Raw genomic sequence first — 15,623 nt, forward strand, 5'->3', positions numbered from 1 at the left:
CCGTCGCCCCGGACCTGGCCGCCGGCGTTCACGGCGGTCGGGCTGGCCGCCTGGACGGCGACCGCGGGGACGACCGTGTCGGCGCTGTCCTCCGCGAACGCGACCGTGACGCTGTTCCTCGTCCTGCACGCCGCCACCCCGATGTAAGGACGGGGCGGCGGCGCGGCCGCGGGGCCGGTTACAGGTCGAACTCGTGCGGCGGGAGGTCGAGGCTGAAGCACGCCTCGCGCACGACGGCCCGCTCCGTCTCGTCGAAGTACCCGTCGGCGCCGCCGATGACGATGCCGATCTGGATCACCGCACGCGCCTCGGCCGGCTTCTTCTTCGCCTTGGCGATCTCCTGGAGCACGCCGACCTTGCCGAAGCCGAAGTCCGCGGTCAGCTTGTTGAGGTTCTCGTCGAACCGGCGCTGGAGGTCGTGCGCGTCGAAGTTCTGCAACACCTCGTTGGTGGCGATGAGCTGGGCCACGCGCTGCCGCTCGGAGGGGTCGATCGAACCGTCGGCGGCGGCCACGAGGGCGCACATCGCCATGGAGGCGTCCCGGAACGCACCGGACTTGAGGTCGTTCTTCTTCGCCAGCAGCTGCGTCTGCATCGTCGACGCGGACTCCTTGATGCGGTCCCACAGGGCCATCCCGCACTCCCCACACGCTCAGTGGGCCCGCCCGGGCCGGGGCAGGGCAGCGGCTCCGGCGGACCCAAGTTCTACATTGCTGTAGAAGTTACCAGCCCGAGAGGCCACCGAGCCCCACCCGCACGGCCGCCCGGACCCCAACTCCCCCTCCCTGCGCGCCCCCTCCGCCCGGCCGACCCGCCGTCAACCGTCTACACTCGTGTAGAAACATGCGGAGCGCGGCGGCCGGGAATCGCGGGCCGGCCCACTCAGGGGACGGGGTACGAGCAGGTGGACACGACAGCATCCGGCGGCCCCGGTGACCCGTCCGGCGAAGGCGCGGACGCCGTGGCCGGGGTCTTCGCCGCACTCGCCTCCCCGGCCCGGCTGCGCATCCTGCACGTCCTGGCCCAGGGGCCGAGCGATGTGACGCGCCTGGTGGAGCGGGTGGGCGGGGCCGCCTCGACGGTCAGCCAGCACCTGTTCACCCTCCGCCGCGCCGGCTTCGTCGACTCCCGCCGGGAGGGGCGGCGGCAGGTGTACTTCACCGAGGAGTCGCAGGCGCTCACCGACGTCCGGCGCGCGGCCGAGCAACTGGCCGCGCGCCGGGGCGGCGCCCCCGCCGGACGAGGGGCGCCCGGAAGGTAGCGCGGACGGGCGAGGCGCGGCCGGTACGCATCCGGCGGCCACCCCTCGCCCGAACGGGCCCGGCCACTCCCCTACTTGGCGGCGTCCAGCGCGGCCAGCGCCTGCGCCCAGCGCACGTACTTCAGCGACGCCAGGTCCGCGACGGTCTTGACGCCGAACGCCTCGTCCAGCAGCTCACCGTCCCGGTCGGACACGCCCTTCAGAGCGGCCACCGGCGCGGCCAGGATCTCCGGCAACTCCTTGTCCGCCCACGCCGAGTCCAGCACCTTGCCGAGATCGATCGAAGCCATGTCCAACCCTCCGGGAACGAGCGGGTGCGACCACCGCACCTTCTACACGTTTGTAGAGCGTACGGGCCGTGACCGCTGCTCACGCGGCTGGAACGGGTCTCCGCCAAGAACGGCCGAAACTGCCGCCCCGCACGGCGGCAGTTCCTGGTCAGACGGCGGCCACCGCCAGCAGCGCGAACGCCGCCAGGGACAGGGCCGTGCGGATGCGGTGGAAGGTGTTCCAGCGGGCCTCGAACGCCGCGCGGGCCGCCGTGTCGTCCCCGCCCTCGGACTGGGCGAGGGCGTTGTTGAGCGGGATGTTGCCCGCGATCGTGATCAGGTGGGAGGCCACGGCGCAGAGCAGGGCCGCGAGCAGCAGGGGCCAGGTGTCCTCGCCGGTCTCCGTGACGACGGGCACGGCCGGGAAGGCGATCACGCCGAGGAAGAGGAGCAGGAAGGCCGGGCCGGGGACCTTCTCGTTGAAGCGGCGCATCGCGGCCGCGAAGCCGGCGTCGGGCAGCGCGGCCAGGCCGGGCATCACCGCGATGAGGAAGGTCAGCAGGAAGCCGGCGTAGAGCCCGGTCGTGAGCACGGCGAGGGTCAGGAACAGGGAGGCCATGGGGCTCATCATGGCGTGCGGGGAGCGGCCGCACCGCTGGATTTCGCAGATGTGTGCGAACCGCTCCCCCGGGGGCGGCGTCAGTCCATCTCGCCCTCTCCGCTGTCCTCCACGGCGTCCACGGTGTCCTTGAGCCGGTCGGCGCGGTCGATCGCCTCGGCGAGCTTGGAGACCGAGGAGTCCTCCGTGCGCGTGGCCAGCTTCCGTGCCCGTGAAGCGAGTTCACCGAGGCCCGGGGCGCCGGGCAGGCTGGTGCCGCGCAGGTTATCCGCGAAGTAGGCGGCCACGGCCGTGACCTGGAGCCGGTCGCTGCGGCCGCCCCACAGCTTGCCCGTGATCGCGCCGGTCTCCACCGAGCCGGTGTTCTCGTGCGGTGTACGGGTCTTGGGGTCGAGCCAGCGGACCGTGGCGGTGGCGACACGGCCGGAGGCACCGTCGCGCAGGCGCACCGCGTACAGGGCGGTCACCGTGTGGCCGGGGCCCACCTCGCCGCCGTCCACGGTGTCGTCGCGGAAGTCCTCGTCGGCGACCTTCCGGTCCTCGTAGCCGATCAGCTTGAACTTCTCGACGGTCTCCCGGTCGAACGCGACCTGTGCCTTGGCGTCGCGGGCGGTCAGTTCGAGGTGGGCCGGGAGCTGGTCGACGAAGACCTTGCGGGCCTGCTCCTCGTCGGAGATGTACGTGGTGTGGCCGTCGCCCTTGTTGGTCAGCTCCTCCATGAACGCGTCGCCGTACTCGCTGCCGACGCCCACGCCGAAGAGCGTGATGCCGTGCTCGCGGCGGGCGGAGTCGATCCGTTCGAGGATGTCCTCCGCCTCGGTGTCACCGGTGTTGGCCAGCGCGTCGGAGAGCAGCACCACCCGGTTGGTGGCGCCCTTGCGGCGGCCCTCCACGGCCTCGTCGTAGCCGCGCTCCACGCCCGCGCCCACGTTGGTGGAGGAAGCGGGTTCCAGGGAGTCGACCGCGTCGCGGACCTGGCCCCGGTGGCCCTTCAGCCGGGTCATGGGCAGGACGGTCTCCGCCTCGTCGCTGAAGGTGACCAGGCTGATCGAGTCGTCGTCGCGCAGTTCGTCGGTGAGGATGCCGAGCGAGGTCTTCACGAGCCCGAGGCGGTCCGGCGAGTTCATCGAACCGGAGACGTCCACCACGAAGGTGAGGGCGGCCGGGGGCCGTGCGGTGCTGCTGGGCGCCGCCCTGGTGGCGAGGCCGACCCGGACCAGCGACCAGTCGCCGCCCGCCGTTGCCCCGTCCACGGAGACCGAGAAGCCGTTGCCGGTGGGGCGGCGGTAGCCCTGGCGGAAGCTGTTGACGAACTCCTCCGGCCGCACGCTCTGCGCGCCGGGCAGCCGCCCGTCGGCGAGGGTGCGGCGGGCGTAGCCGTACGAGGCGGTGTCCACGTCCAGCGCGAAGGTGGACAGGTAGTCGGGCGCTTCGGCGCCCTTGGCCCGGTCGGGTCCGCCGGTGGGGCCGCCGTCGGGCCCGTTGGTCGGCCTGGCCCTCGAATCGTCCGTCGCTCCCCCGGTGCCGGCGGGCGCGGGGGCGGGGGCGTGTGCCCCGGCCCCCGCGCGGCGGTCGGTCGACGAGGTCGCGTCCCGGCCCGACTCGCCCGAGCAGCCGGTGAGCAGCACGCCGGCCGCGAGCAGCAGCCCGAGCGCCCCCTGATGCCTCCACCGGTGATTCCGTGTGCGGCGTTCCATTCCGTACCCCCTGTGTCGTCACGTCATACGTGTGAATGTGACGCGTGAACGGGGCCGCAGGACCGGGCAAAAGCGTTGCGGAACGATCTCGATGCGGCAACGGGGAGCGCACAGCCGGCGGAATGTCAAGGTCAGGACACGATGTCCTTACGACTGAACCCCCGGAAGGCGAAGGCGAGCAGGATCAGGGCATAGGTGACCGATACCGAGGCGCCCTTGGCCATGCCGCCCCACTCGATGCCGGGTTGCAGGGCGTCCGCCCAGGCGAACTGCCAGTGCGCGGGGAGCAGTTCGCGCCAGGCGCCCAGCGCGGTGACGGCGTCGAGCACATTGCCGACGATGGTGAGCCCGACCGCGCCGCCGACCGCGCCGAGCGGGGCGTCGGTCCGTGTCGAGAGCCAGAACGCCAGGCCGGCGGTGACCAGTTGGGACACGAAGATGAACGCGACGACGAGCGCGAGGCGCGGCACCGCGTCCCCGGCCGCCAGCGCTCCCCCGGTCGGCAGTTCCAGCGGCCCCCAGCCGTAGGCCGCCGCGCCGGCCGCGAGCGCGACGAGCGGCAGCAGCACCATCGCGGCGAGGCTGAAGGCCAGCGCGACGACGAGCTTGCTCCACAGCAGCCGGCCGCGGGGCACGGGCGCGGCCAGCAGGTAGCGCAGCGAGGACCAGCTCGCCTCGGACGCCACGGTGTCGCCGCAGAACAGGGCGACCGGGACGACGAGCAGGAAGCCCGCCGAGACGAACAGGCAGGTCGCGGCGAAGTTGGCGGCGGACGCGGTGGCGGTGTCCATCAGCGTGATGCGGTCGTCGCCGCCCGGGCCGCCGTCCGGGGTGCCGCCGATCGCGAAGGCGATGATCAGGACGAACGGCAGCGCGGCCAGCACTCCGCCCATGAGCAGCGTGCGGCGGCGGCGCAGCTGCCGGACCGCCTCGACGCGCAGCGGGAGCGTGTGGCGGGCGCGGTAGCCGGGGGCCTCGGGGGCCGCGGCGAGATCGGCTGCGGTGCTCATGCGGAGCCTCCGGAGATCAGGGTGAGGAAGGCGTCCTCCAGGCGGCGGTGCGGCCCGACGCCGGTCAGCGGCACGTCGAGGCGGACCAGTTCGGCGATCAGCGCGGGCGCCGTCGTCCCGTCGAGGCGGACCAGCAGGCCGTGGCCGTCGTCGGTGCGCACGGCGGAGCCGACGCCGGGCAGGGCGGCGATCTTCTCCACAAGGGGTTCGGCGAGCTGCTCGGCGGCGGTGACCAGGAGCATGTCGCCGGAGCCGGTGATCTCCGCGACCGGGCCCGCCTGGACGAGCCGGCCCCGGTCCATGACGACCAGATGCGTGCAGGACTGCTCGACCTCGGACAGGAGGTGGCTGGAGACGATCACGGTGCGGCCGCCGGCCGCGTACCGGATCATCACGTCCCGCATCTCGCGGATCTGCGGCGGGTCGAGTCCGTTGGTCGGTTCGTCGAGGATGAGCAGGTCCGGCATGCCGAGCATGGCCTGGGCGATGGCGAGGCGCTGCCGCATGCCCTGCGAGTAGGTGCGCACGGCGCGGGCCAGGGCGTCGCCGAGACCGGCGATCTCCAGGGCCTCCTCGATGTGGGCGTCCTCGGCGGGGCGGCCGGTGGCCTGCCAGTACAGCTCCAGGTTGGCGCGGCCGGACAGGTGCGGGAGGAAGCCGGCGCCCTCGACGAAGCAGCCGACGCGGGAGAGCACGGGCGCGCCGGGGCGGATGGCCCGCCCGAAGACCCGGATCTCGCCGTCGTCGGGGGTGATGAGCCCCATGAGCATGCGCAGCGTCGTGGTCTTGCCGGCGCCGTTGGGCCCGAGGAGGCCGAGCACCTGCCCCTTCTCGACCCGGAAGGACAGGTCGCGCACGGCGTATCTCTCGGCGGACCTGGCGTACTTCTTGGACAGGCCGGTGATCTGGAGCGGTACGTCGGCGAGTGCCGGGTCGGGTGCGGGCGTCGCGGTACGGCGCCGGGCGGTGAGCAGCAGGGCCGTGGCGGCGACCAGGGCGGCGGCGGGCAGCCCCCAGGTCCACCAGGGCAGCGGGGCCGCGCCGGTTTCGAGGCCGGGCGCGGTGGGAAGCGTGAGGGGCCCTTCGAGGGAGACGGTGTACGTGGCCGGGGCGGCCGGGGACGCGTAGCCGAGGTCGGTCGTGGCGAGGACGAGCCGGAGGCGGTGGCCCGCGTCGAGTTCGTGGTCGATCGCGGGCAGCGTCAGCTCCAGGGGCCGGCCCTGCCGTTCGGGCGTGATCCGGTACGGGGCGACGAGCTGGGCGGGCAGCACCTGGCGCTTGCCGTCCGGGGAGACGTCGTACACCTTGCCGAACAGGACCGCGTCGCCGTGGTCGGCCTCGACGGTGACCCGGACGGTGGGGGCGCCGGTGATGCGGCGTGCGGTGGTCAGCGGGGCGGAGTCGAAGCGGGCGTACTGGCCGGGGAAGTCGAGACCGAGGCCGAGGCCGAAGGTGGAGAGCCGGGCCAGTGAGCCGCCGGCGCCGGGGACCGCGGAGATGGCGGGCGGGTTGCCGCCGGGCGGGTTGCCGATCTTCTGCGGGTCGCCGCGCAGTTCGACGGGGGTGCCGCCGCTGTGCAGCCCCGGGTAGGTGTCGGCGGTCGCGCCCCGGGTGAGGGCGGCGCCGTCCGTGGAGTCGATGCCGCCGGTGCGGGTGACGCGGAAGGCGGGGCCGGTGTCGGCGCCCTCGTTCCCCTTCAGGTAGCGGTCGAACCAGCTGCCGATCCGCTTCTCCACCCGGTCGGTCTCCCGGTTGCCGCCGTCGTGGCCGCCGGCGATCCAGTCCACGGCGACGGGGGCGCCGTTGGCGGCGATGGCCTTCGCCATGGCGTCGGCCTGGCCGAGCGGGAAGAGGGAGTCGGTCTGGCCCTGGACGATCAGCGCGGGGGCCTTGATGCGGTCGGCGACGGCGCTCGGGGAGCGTTCGGTGAGCAGGGCGCGGGCGGCGGCGTCCGGTTTGCCGCTGACGGCGACCCGTTCGTACAGCTCGCACAGCTTCTTCTCGAAGTGGCCGCAGCCGCCGCCGGAGTTGACGAAGATCCCGGCCCAGAGTTTCTTGAACACCCCGTCCGGGAAGAGCGCGTCGGCGAGGTTCCAGTAGGTGAGCTGCGGGGCGATGGCGTCCACGCGGGGGTCGTGGCCGGCGGCGAGCAGCGAGACCGCGCCGCCGTAGGAGGCTCCGGTGATGCCGACGCGCGGGTCGCCCTCGGCGTCGAGCCGTACCTCGGGGCGGTCGGCGAGCCAGTCGATCAGCCGCGAGACGTCCTTGACCTCCCGGTCCGGGGCGTTCAGCGAGATCGTGCCGCCCGACCTGCCGAAGCCGCGCGCGGACCAGGTGAGTACGGCGTATCCGTCGCGGGCGAGGCGCTCCGCCTGTGCCCGGGTCTCCGCCTTGCTGCCGCCGAACCCGTGGCCGATGAGCACGGCGGGCCGGCGCCCGCCGCCGCCGGCCGTGAAGTAGGAGGTGTCCAGGGTCACCCCGTCCACGCGCATCATCCGGTCCTGGCGGTGCACGGCGGGCCCGCCGTCCTGGGCCGCGGCGTTCCAGGTGCCCGCGCCGGCCAGTACCAGGAGCACGGCACCGGCCGCCGTCCAGCGGCCTCGGGTGCGCGGCAGCAGCCGCCGCCACCGGGACGTACGCGCAACAGGGGTGTCCATGCACCGACCCTATGCGGACCGCCGGCCGCCCCCGCCTGCCGAGGGGCGGAACTCCCGCACCTCCTCCAGGCGTACGCCCGGCGGCCCGCGTACTGCGCACGCGGTACACGCCGGTCCCGCGCGCCCGGGAATCGGGTCGCCCGGCGGGGCGTGCTCTGGGACGCTGCCGTCATGCATCGACCGGAGGCACTGCTGATCGGCGGGCGCGCCGGGGTGGGGAAGACGACCGTGGCGTGGGAGGTGTCGGCCCTGCTGAACGCGGCCGGGGCGGCGCACGCGGTCGTGGACGGCGACTTCATGGGCGCCGTGCGTCCCGCGCCCGACGGCGACCCGGACCGCTCCCTGATCACCGAACGCAATCTGACGGCCGTCTGGGCCAACTACGCGGAGCTGGGCCTGCACCGGCTCGTCTACACCAACACGGTGAGTGTGCTGGCGGGTTCGGCGCCCATGTTCGAGCGGGCGATGGGCGCGGGGGTGCGGTGCGTACGGGTGCTGCTGACCGCGTCCGACACGACGGCCGCCGAACGGCTCGCCGGCCGCGAGACCGGATCGGGCCTTGAGCGGGAGCTGCTGAACAGCGCCCGCAAGGCCCGGCTGCTCGACGCACAGGCCCCGCCCGACGCGGTGCGGGTGGCGACGGACGGGCGGTCCGTGGCGGACATCGCGGCGCGGGTCGTGGCGCTGACGGGGTGGGCGGGGACCTAAGCCGTGGTGCGTACGGGAAGGGGGGTGCCGTCGGGCAGCGGGTAGGGGGACTCGGCGGGGAGCAGCGCGCTCGCCTCCCGTGTCGCGCCCGCCCGGACCCGGGCGTGGATCTCCCGGGCGAGCGGGGTGACGTCGTGGACGGCGACCGTCCACTCGTCCGCGGACCGCCGGGACGCCTCCCCCGCGAGCCCGAGTTGCAGCGAGCGGTGCGGGAGCCGGTTGAGGTGCAGGTCGCGTTCGGGATCCCACTGGACGCGGGCGGGGGCGCGGCGCAGGTCGCGCTGCCAGGTGGCACGGTCCGGGTGCACGCCCGGCTGGTAGTGGGAGAGTTCGGCGTGGGCGAGGGCCCAGTCGAAGCCCTCGCGGGTGATCTCGATGGCGAGGACGGTCTCCTGGCCCTCCTTCGTCCCCCAGCCGCAGCGGTACATCATCCACAGGAAACTCGGCTTGATCCATGTCATCCGGTCACGCTTCCAGGCCGCCGGGAAACGCCCGTCGCGGGCGGCCGGCAGGCCGAGCGACGGGGTGTACGCCTGGTAGACGGTCACGGTGTCGGCGGTGTGGAGCGCGCGGATCTCGTGCGGGGGCCGGGTGGTCGCGGATACGGACACGGATGCGGTCATGCGGGCATTCCAGCACCGTGGGCCGGGGGACGGCCAGCGAGTATGTGCCGGTGCTACCGGGCGGCGTGCATGATGCGGACGCCGGACCAGACGATGACGTGGTCGCCGGTGGACGCCTTCGCGCCGGAGGTGGAGTTCCCGTAGTACTTCCACCGCCAGGTGCCCGAGGTGGTCGCCTTCACGGTGGTCCTGAGCGCCCCGGTCGAGCCGGACGTCACCTTCTTGACCGTCGTGTACGAGGAGGCGCCGTCGGCCTTGAACTGGAGGCTGACCGTGCGGCCTCCGTACCCCTGGTAGGTGTGCTTCTCCCAGTTCGCGCGGGAGACCTTGCCCGTCACGGTGATCGTCTTGCCCTTCACGACGGGTTCGGGCGCGGCATTGACGGTGACGCGGGTGGCGCGCTGGACCTGGACGGAGCGGTTCAGGTCGGTGAAGACGCTGTCCCCGCCGGGCAGGGAGAGTTGGGCGGCGCTCTTCCAGGTGCCGGCGTCGCCGTTGCCCTCGATGGCGTACCTCGGGTCGATGTCCAGGACGCCGTCCTCGACCTCGCAGCGCCCCGTCCCCTCGACCGGGCAGGTGCGGTCGGAGGAGCCGAAGCTGCTGTACAGCATGTCGTAGTCCCTGTTCGCGAGCTTCCCCCGGTAGAGGAAGAACAACGGCGGCCAGTCCCAGGTGCGCGAGGTCGTCATCCGGTAGGTCACCGGTACCGACACCGTCTCCTGGATGCCGATCACGATCGGCTTGCCGCCGTTGACCGAGAGGCCGGAGTACGTGACTCCGCCGTTCGCGGCCCCGGCCGGGGCCGCCGCGATCGCGGTCAGCACGGCGGCCGCTCCCACGGCCACACTCGCGTTCCGTCTCTTCTTCGCCATAGGTGGTGATCGCCCTTCTCTCGGAAACCGGACCGACTGTGGGACCGGAAAGGGCCGTTGAGGGTTGTACGCCGCGCGGCAACGATCCGGTCACGCGCTCGGAGCCGTACGACCGCATGCCCATGCCGTGACATCTGTCATGCGGAGGTCGGGACACGCGGCTCTGCCGGGGGGAGGGCCCGGAGCGACAGTCTGTACGTGTCGGGAGCGGGGCCGCGGGGGCACCGCCGGAACGGGAGGAATCGACATGAGCAGCACGGCCGCCACTCTGGACGCACCCGTCGCCGGGGCCGCTCCGATCGCTCCCCGCAAGGCGCTCCTGGACAGTCTGAAGCCGCTGCTGGTGGACGTCGCGCTGCCGCTGGCCTGCTACTACGCGCTGAAGGCGGCGGGGCTGAGCACGTTCGCCGCGCTGGCCTGGAGCAGTGTGGTGCCGGCGGTGCGCACGGTGTGGGGTGCGGTGCGCGAGCGGCGGCTCAACGGGCTCGCGGCGCTGATGGTGTCGGTGAACGCGGTGTCGCTGCTGCTGGGTCTGGTGGCCGGTGATCCGCGGTTGATGCTGCTCAAGGACAGCGGGGTGAGCAGCATCGTGGGGCTGACGTTCCTGGTGACGGCGGTGCGGGGGCGGCCGATGCTGTCGGCGGGGCTGCGGCCGTGGCTGACGCGGGGCGAGGCCGCCAAGTCGGCCGCGTGGGAGCGGCTTTCCGCGGGTTCGCCGGAGTTCCGGCGGGCGGAGACGCGGTTCTCGGCGGTGTGGGGCGGGGCGCTGCTCGCCGAGTGCGCGGTGCGGGCCGTGGGCGCGTACACCGTGCCGGTGGAGACGATGGTGTGGGCGGGGACGGTGCTGATGATCGGCTCGATGGTGGTGGCGTTCCTGGTGTCGGGGAGGTTCGGCGTGGTGCCGATGGAGCGCATGATCGCGGCCGAGGCGGGCGCGGCGGAGCGCTGAGACCCGCCACCGGATTCCGCAGGGCCGCTCCGGGGGAGCGGCCCTGCGGTCATGTCCGCCCGGAAAACGTCTTGCCCCCGGCGTCTACCGTTTCCGGTATGACAACCGCGCTGAGGCTGGCCGAGATCACGGCCGGCAACCTCGATGCCGCGATCGCTCTGCGGGTCCGCCCCGATCAGGAGCATCTGGTGGACCCGGTCGTGAAGTCCCTGGCCGAGGCGTATGTGCACCGGGAGGCCGCCTGGCCCCGGCTCGTCCTCGACGGCGACCGTCCCGTCGGCTTCCTCATGGCCTTCCTGGACATCGACTTCGCGGGCGACGGAACGGGCCGCGACATCCGCTCGGGGCTGTGGCGCCTCAACATCGCGGCCGGTGAACAGGGGCGCGGGTACGGCCGCTTCGCGGTGGAGGCGGTGGCCGCCGAGATCCGCCGGCGCGGCGGCAGCCGGATGTACGTCACCTGGCACCCCGGCGACGACGGGCCGGAGGGCTTCTACCTCGGGCTCGGCTTCCGGCCCACCGGGGAGACGAGCGGGGGCGAGACGGTCGGGGTGCTGGAGCTGTCCTGAGCACGGCCCGCGGCCCGGCAGGCCGTGGGCGTGCCCGTGTCTGTGTCTGTGTCCGTGTCTGTGTCGGTGCCGGGTCAGTGGTTGCGGGGGAAGCCCAGGTCCACGGCTGACGGGGCGTCGGCCGGGTCGGGCCAGCGGGTGGTGGTGACCTTGGCGCGGGTGTAGAAGCGCACGCCGTCGCCGCCGTAGATGTGGTGGTCGCCGAAGAGGGAGTCCTTCCAGCCGCCGAAGGAGTGGTAGCCGACGGGCACCGGGATGGGGACGTTGACCCCGACCATGCCGGCCTCGATCTCCAGCTGGAAGCGGCGGGCCGCTCCGCCGTCGCGGGTGAAGATCGCGGTGCCGTTGCCGTACGGCGAGGCGTTCATGAGGGCCACGCCCTCCTCGTACGTGTCGACGCGCAGGACGCACAGGACGGGGCCGAAGATCTCGTCGCGGTAGGCGTCGGAGCCGGTGGGGACGCGGTCGAGGAGGGAGGGGCCGATCCAGTGGCCGTCCTCGAAGCCCTCGACGGTGAACCCGGTTCCGTCGAGGACGACTTCGGCGCCCTGGGCGGCGGCGCCGGTGACGTAGGAGGCGACCCTGTCGCGGTGGGCGGCGGTGATCAGCGGGCCCATCTCGGAGGCCGGGTCGGTGCCGGGGCCGATGGTGACGCGGGCGGCCCGTTCCTTGATCCGGGCGACCAGTCCGTCGCCGGCGGCGCCCACCGCGACGACGGCGGAGATCGCCATGCAGCGCTCGCCGGCGGAGCCGTACGCGGCGGAGACCGCGGCGTCGGCGGCGGCGTCCAGGTCGGCGTCGGGCAGCACCAGCATGTGGTTCTTCGCGCCGCCCAGCGCCTGCACGCGCTTGCCGTGGGCCGACGCGGTGGCGTGGACGTGGCGGGCTACGGGTGTCGAGCCGACGAAGGAGACCGCGGCGACGTCCGGGTGGGCCAGGAGCGCGTCCACGGCGACCCGGTCCCCGTGCAGGACGTTCAGGACGCCGTCGGGCAGACCGGCCTCGGCGGCGAGTTCGGCCAGCAGGTTGGCGGGCGACGGGTCCTTCTCGCTGGGCTTGAGGACGAAGGTGTTGCCGCAGGCGACGGCGAGCGGGAACATCCACATCGGCACCATGGCCGGGAAGTTGAACGGGGTGATCCCGGCGACGACGCCGAGCGGCTGCCGGATCGTGGAGACGTCGACCCGGCTGGAGACCTGGGTGGACAGCTCGCCCTTGAGCTGGGTGGTGATCCCGCAGGCCAGCTCCACGATCTCCAGTCCGCGCGCGACCTCGCCGAGCGCGTCGGCGTGCACCTTGCCGTGCTCGGCGGTGATGAGCGCGGCGATCTCGTCCCGGTGGGCGTCGAGCAGCGCACGGTAGCGGAAGAGGATCGCGGTGCGCGCGGACAGCGACGACTCGCGCCAGGCCGGGTAGGCGTCCTTCGCGGCGGCCACCGCGGCCCCGGCTTCCCCGGCGGAGGCGAGGGCGACGCGGGTGGTGACGGCTCCGGTGGCGGGGTCGGTGACCTCGCCGTGGCGGCCCGACGTGCCCTCGACGGTCCTGCCACCGATCCAGTGGTTCACGGTCTTCATCTGTGGCTCCTTCAGAGGTGACGGCGCCGGCCTGTGCGGTGGCGTTCGTACTCTTCCCGTGCCGCGACCGCCTGGGGGCGGGTGGCCGTCGCGGCCACGGGGACATCCCACCACGCCTGGGCCGGCGGAGCGCCCTGCCCGGCGGCGGGTGTCGCGGTCTCGACGTGGACGCAGACGGGCCGGTCGGCGGCGCGGGCCAGGGCGAGGGCCGCGCGCAGTTCGGCGACGGTCGAGGCGCGCAGCACCCGCATGCCGAGCGAGGCGGCGTTGGCGGCGAGGTCCACGGGCAGCGGGGGGCCGGTGAAGCCGCCGTCCTCGCGGTGGCGGTAGTCCGTGCCGAAGCGTTCGGCGCCGGTCGCCTCGGAGAGCCCGCCGATCGACGCGTAGCCGTGGTTCTGCAGGACGACGAGCTTGACGGGGAGGTTCTCCTGGACGGCGGTGACGATCTCGGTGGGGTTCATCAGATAGGTGCCGTCGCCGACGAGCGCCCAGACGGGGCGGCCGGGGGCGGCGAGCTGGACGCCGATCGCGGCCGGGATCTCGTAGCCCATGCAGGAGTAGCCGTACTCGACGTGGTACTGGCGCGGGGAGCGGGTGCGCCACAGCTTGTGCAGGTCGCCGGGGAGCGAGCCGGCCGCGTTGATGAGGACGTCCTCGTCGGTGACCAGTTCGTCCAGGAGGCCGAGGACCTGGGTCTGGGTGGGGCGGGCGGCCGGGTCGGGGGTGGCGTACGCGGCGTCGACGCGCTGCTCCCAGCGGGCCTTGGCCGCCGTGTACTCCGCCTCGTACGCCGGGTCGGCGCGGTGGCCGGCGAGGGCGGCGTTGAGGGCTTCGAGGGCGGTGCGGGCGTCGGCGACGAGCGGGAGGGCGGCGAGCTTGTGGGCGTCGAAGCCGGTGATGTTGAGGTTGAGGAAGCGGACGTCCGGGTGCGCGAAGAGGGTCGCGGAGGCGGTGGTGAAGTCGGTGTACCGGGTGCCGACGCCGATGACCAGGTCGGCGGTGCGGGCCAGGTCGTCGGCGGTGGCGGTGCCGGTGTGGCCGATGCCTCCGACGTCGGCGGGGTGGTCGTGGCGCAGGGAGCCCTTGCCGGCCTGGGTGGCGGCGACGGGGATGCGGGTGGCTTCGGCGAACGCGGCGAGGGCGTCCTCGGCGGCGCTGTGGTGGACCCCGCCGCCCGCGACGACGAGCGGCCGGCGGGCGGCGCGCACCGCCCGGACCGCCCGGTCGAGTTCGTCCGGGTCGGGGGCGGGGCGGCGGACGTGCCAGACGCGCTCGGCGAAGAACGCGGCCGGCCAGTCGTACGCCTCGGCCTGTACGTCCTGGGGCAGCGCGAGGGTGACGGCGCCGGTTGCGGCCGGGTCGGCGAGGACCCGCATGGCGTGCAGCACGGCCGGGATCAGGGCCTCGGGCCGGGTGATCCGGTCGAAGAAGCGGGAGACCGGGCGCAGGCAGTCGTTGACGGAGACGTCGCCCGCGTACGGCACTTCCAGCTGCTGGAGGACGGGGTCGGCGGGGCGGGCGGCGAAGGTGTCGCCGGGCAGCAGCAGCACGGGGAGGTGGTTGACGGTGGCGAGGGCGGCGCCGGTGACGAGGTTGGTGGCACCGGGGCCGATGGAGGTGGTGACGGCCTGCGCGGAGAGCCGGCCGGACTGGCGGGCGTGCCCGACGGCGGCGTGCACCATGGCCTGTTCGTTGCGGCCCTGGAGGTAGGGCATGGCGGGGCCGGTCTCCAGGAGGGCCTGGCCGATGCCCGCGACGTTGCCGTGGCCGAAGATGCCCCAGGTGGCGGTGATCAGCCGGTGGCGCACGCCGTCGCGCTCGGTGTACTGGCGGGCGAGGAAGGCGACGAGCGCCTGGGCGGTGGTGAGGCGGCGGACGGGCTGCCCGGCGGCCGGGGGCGGTGCGGATGTTCCGGCGGCCGGCGGTGTGGGCTGCGTGGTCATGCGGGGTCCTCCGGTCCGGGGAGCGGGAGGCGGGGGTCGACCGGCTGGGACGGCCAGGTGTCGCGCACCCAGCTGTGGTCGGGGTGGTCGCGGATCAGCCACTCCCGCTGCTCGCCGGGGCCCGCCATGACGTTGAGGTAGTACATCGTGCGGCCGGGTGGCGCGATGGACGGGCCGTGCCAGCCGTCCGGGATGAGGACGGTGTCGCCGCTGCCGACTTCGGCCAGCACGTCCGTGCCGCCGGGGCGGGACGGGGACACCCGGTGGTAGCCAGGGCCGCCGCCTTCCACCTCGAAGTAGTAGATCTCCTCCAGGACGGATTCCCGGCCGGGGTCGTGCTCGTCGTGCTTGTGCGGCGGGTAGGAGGACCAGTTGCCGCCGGGGGTGAGGACTTCGACCGCGATCAGCCGGTCGCAGTCGAAGGCGTCGGCGGCGGCGAAGTTGTGCACCTGCCGGGAGCAGGTACCGGAGCCGCGCAGCTCCACGCGTACCTCCGGCGCGGGGCCGTAGCGAGCGGGGAGTCGTCGCTCGCATTTCGCTCCTGCCAGGGCGAAGCGGCCGCCGGCGCCGGAGGCGATCTGTGCGAGGGCGTCGCGCGGTACATAGGCGAAGTCGGTCACGCCGCTGAACACGCTCTTACGGCCCAGCAGTTCAAAGATCTCATCTGAGGTGTGCACCGTACAGCCGCCGGTCAACGGCAGAATGATCCACTCGCTCTCGCCGGTGACGAGTGTGTGAACTCCTCCCGGTTCCAGCTCCAGCACTTTGAGGCCCGACCGCTCCCAGCCGGCCTGCTCCGGCCCGATGTCCACGGTGTACGGGCCGTGCCCGGTGCTTCCGGCGGGCAGGTGGTACGTCGGCTTCCGGCGCAT

At 73.5% G+C, this 15,623-nt stretch carries 15 protein-coding genes and 1 pseudogene; 5 read left to right on the top strand and 11 right to left on the bottom strand.

The features are described from left to right. A pseudogene (locus MHW47_RS09190) lies at window positions 1-147 on the top strand (M56 family peptidase); the annotation flags it as partial. Window positions 148-178: 31 nt separating this feature from the next. Here MHW47_RS09190 and MHW47_RS09195 read toward each other — a convergent pair. After that, window positions 179-634 (bottom strand): tellurite resistance TerB family protein, encoded by a 456-nt coding sequence (locus tag MHW47_RS09195; RefSeq protein WP_239222156.1) that lies wholly within the window; start codon window positions 632-634, stop codon window positions 179-181. Between the two features lie 270 nt (window positions 635-904). Between MHW47_RS09195 and MHW47_RS09200 the strand changes: the two genes are divergently transcribed. Next, window positions 905-1,261 carry an ArsR/SmtB family transcription factor gene (locus tag MHW47_RS09200; RefSeq protein ID WP_374230073.1) on the top strand — a complete coding sequence of 119 codons (357 nt, stop codon included), beginning with the start codon at window positions 905-907 and terminating at the stop codon, window positions 1,259-1,261. A 71-nt stretch (window positions 1,262-1,332) separates the two neighbouring features. On the opposite strand, the gene MHW47_RS09205 is transcribed toward MHW47_RS09200, so the two are convergent. From MHW47_RS09205 to MHW47_RS09225, 5 genes are all read right to left on the bottom strand, one after another. Then, on the bottom strand, window positions 1,333-1,551 hold the full coding sequence (locus MHW47_RS09205) for a hypothetical protein (protein WP_239222157.1): 219 nt from the start codon (window positions 1,549-1,551) through the stop codon (window positions 1,333-1,335). Between the two features lie 148 nt (window positions 1,552-1,699). Then, window positions 1,700-2,149 (bottom strand): DUF1772 domain-containing protein, encoded by a 450-nt coding sequence (locus MHW47_RS09210; protein WP_239222158.1) that lies wholly within the window; start codon window positions 2,147-2,149, stop codon window positions 1,700-1,702. Between the two features lie 80 nt (window positions 2,150-2,229). Beyond that, window positions 2,230-3,846: a von Willebrand factor type A domain-containing protein gene (locus MHW47_RS09215; RefSeq protein ID WP_239222159.1), complete on the bottom strand. Its 1,617-nt coding sequence runs from the start codon at window positions 3,844-3,846 to the stop codon at window positions 2,230-2,232. A gap of 131 nt (window positions 3,847-3,977) precedes the next feature. Next, window positions 3,978-4,856: an ABC transporter permease gene (locus tag MHW47_RS09220; RefSeq protein WP_239222160.1), complete on the bottom strand. Its 879-nt coding sequence runs from the start codon at window positions 4,854-4,856 to the stop codon at window positions 3,978-3,980. Then, window positions 4,853-7,513, bottom strand: a complete 2,661-nt coding sequence (locus tag MHW47_RS09225; protein WP_239222161.1) for an alpha/beta fold hydrolase — start codon at window positions 7,511-7,513, stop codon at window positions 4,853-4,855. Before MHW47_RS09225 ends, MHW47_RS09220 begins: the two co-directional genes overlap by 4 nt. Window positions 7,514-7,684: 171 nt before the next feature. Between MHW47_RS09225 and MHW47_RS09230 the strand changes: the two genes are divergently transcribed. Further along, a complete protein-coding gene (locus MHW47_RS09230) occupies window positions 7,685-8,221 on the top strand; it encodes an AAA family ATPase (protein ID WP_239222162.1) in 537 nt (178 codons plus the stop codon). On the opposite strand, the gene MHW47_RS09235 is transcribed toward MHW47_RS09230, so the two are convergent. Next, a complete protein-coding gene (locus tag MHW47_RS09235; protein ID WP_239222163.1) occupies window positions 8,218-8,844 on the bottom strand; it encodes a DUF4291 domain-containing protein in 627 nt (208 codons plus the stop codon). The two genes, MHW47_RS09230 and MHW47_RS09235, sit on opposite strands and share 4 nt — an antisense overlap. Before the next feature lie 53 nt (window positions 8,845-8,897). Then, complete coding sequence (locus tag MHW47_RS09240) at window positions 8,898-9,716, bottom strand: hypothetical protein (RefSeq protein WP_239222164.1); 819 nt, start codon at window positions 9,714-9,716, stop codon at window positions 8,898-8,900. Window positions 9,717-9,963: 247 nt separating this feature from the next. Between MHW47_RS09240 and MHW47_RS09245 the strand changes: the two genes are divergently transcribed. Beyond that, entirely contained in the window at window positions 9,964-10,665 is a 702-nt protein-coding gene (locus MHW47_RS09245) for a VC0807 family protein (RefSeq protein WP_239222165.1), read from the top strand. Between the two features lie 98 nt (window positions 10,666-10,763). Continuing rightward, window positions 10,764-11,234, top strand: a complete 471-nt coding sequence (locus tag MHW47_RS09250) for an N-acetyltransferase (RefSeq protein WP_239222166.1) — start codon at window positions 10,764-10,766, stop codon at window positions 11,232-11,234. Between the two features lie 74 nt (window positions 11,235-11,308). Here the strand turns inward: MHW47_RS09250 and MHW47_RS09255 are convergent, their stop codons facing one another. Genes MHW47_RS09255 through iolB form a run of 3 tightly spaced genes read right to left on the bottom strand, consistent with a single transcriptional unit; the run spans window position 11,309 to window position 15,623 of the window. Continuing rightward, window positions 11,309-12,808, bottom strand: coding sequence for a CoA-acylating methylmalonate-semialdehyde dehydrogenase (locus MHW47_RS09255; protein ID WP_239222167.1), 1,500 nt, complete (start codon window positions 12,806-12,808; stop codon window positions 11,309-11,311). A gap of 11 nt (window positions 12,809-12,819) precedes the next feature. After that, window positions 12,820-14,751: a 3D-(3,5/4)-trihydroxycyclohexane-1,2-dione acylhydrolase (decyclizing) gene (gene iolD, locus MHW47_RS09260; RefSeq protein WP_239222168.1), complete on the bottom strand. Its 1,932-nt coding sequence runs from the start codon at window positions 14,749-14,751 to the stop codon at window positions 12,820-12,822. After that, window positions 14,748-15,623, bottom strand: a complete 876-nt coding sequence (gene iolB / locus MHW47_RS09265) for a 5-deoxy-glucuronate isomerase (RefSeq protein WP_239222169.1) — start codon at window positions 15,621-15,623, stop codon at window positions 14,748-14,750. The genes iolD and iolB overlap by 4 nt, the downstream gene beginning before the upstream one ends.

It is taken from the genome of Streptomyces sp. OfavH-34-F (assembly GCF_022347745.1).
In the GTDB taxonomy this organism is placed as follows: Bacteria; Actinomycetota; Actinomycetes; order Streptomycetales; family Streptomycetaceae; genus Streptomyces.